The following is a 444-nucleotide window of genomic DNA, read 5'->3' on the forward strand; positions in this document are numbered from 1 at the left end:
TCTGTCGCCGGAACAGGTCGCGGCGCTCACGAGCAACGTCGTCATCATGCAGACGGTCATCGTCGACGGTCAGTCCGTGCTCGTGCCCGTCGTGTACCTTGCGAAGGCAAGCCAGCAGAACATGAACGGGCCGCTCATCGCTGCGGCCGATGTCGACCTGAAGGACGCACAGACCTTCAGCAACAGCGGCACGATACAGGCGGGCAACACGCTTTCGATTCAGGGCACGCAGATCGACAACGCTTTCGGCGCGCTGCGCAGCGGCGGCCTGATGTCCCTCACCACGCAAGGCGACATCGATCTGACATCCGCCGCCGTCAACGCGGGCAGCCTGGCACTGAACGTCGGCGGCAATCTTCTCCTCAATACCGCCGTCAACACAATCCACCAGGTCAGCGCGACGGGCGCGACGCGCACCGTGAGCACGCTCGGGCCGCTCGCGAC

The 444-nt window shown here is 64.9% G+C and carries 1 protein-coding gene; it reads left to right on the top strand.

From position 1 onward, the window contains the following. A partial coding sequence (locus QCE69_RS39405; protein WP_309936168.1) for a hypothetical protein occupies positions 1 to 444 on the top strand: 444 nt, incomplete at both ends.

This window comes from Caballeronia sp. LZ032 (assembly GCF_031451315.1).
GTDB lineage: Bacteria > Pseudomonadota > Gammaproteobacteria > Burkholderiales > Burkholderiaceae > Caballeronia.